1 protein-coding gene is annotated in these 614 nt (G+C 47.1%); it reads left to right on the top strand.

What is annotated here, in order from left to right; translation table 11 throughout:
• On the top strand, positions 1-614 hold a 614-nt coding region (locus R7Z47_RS25615; protein ID WP_318130862.1), incomplete at both ends, for a 3-dehydroquinate synthase family protein.

Raw genomic sequence — 614 nt, forward strand, 5'->3', positions numbered from 1 at the left:
GTGATGTGGTCATTATTGCCCTCGGTGGTGGTGTAATCGGAGATCTCGTCGGTTTTGCTTCAGCCTGCTATCAGCGAGGTGTGGACTTTATCCAAATTCCAACGACGTTGTTGTCCCAAGTGGATTCTTCCGTTGGCGGCAAAACAGCAGTCAATCATCCGCTAGGTAAAAACATGGTTGGCGCATTTTACCAACCGAAAGCGGTGATCATCGATACCAACTGTTTATCGACGCTACCTGAGCGTGAATTTGCTGCTGGTATAGCTGAAGTGATCAAATACGGCATTATTTATGATGGTGCATTCTTTGATTGGCTGGAAGAAAATTTAGACCGTTTGTACACGTTGGATGAAGACGCGCTTACCTATGCCATTGCACGTTGCTGCCAAATTAAAGCTGAAGTGGTTGCACAAGACGAAAAAGAGTCTGGAATTCGAGCGTTGCTCAATTTGGGTCACACTTTCGGTCATGCGATAGAAGCTGAATTAGGCTACGGCAATTGGTTACATGGTGAGGCGGTGTCTTCTGGTACGGTGATGGCGGCCAAAACGTCACTTCTGCGTGGACTGATTTCTGAAGAGCAGTTTGAGCGTATTGTGGCATTGTTGCGCAGA

This window comes from Vibrio sp. 1641 (assembly GCF_033339995.1).
In the GTDB taxonomy this organism is placed as follows: Bacteria; Pseudomonadota; Gammaproteobacteria; order Enterobacterales; family Vibrionaceae; genus Vibrio; species Vibrio alginolyticus.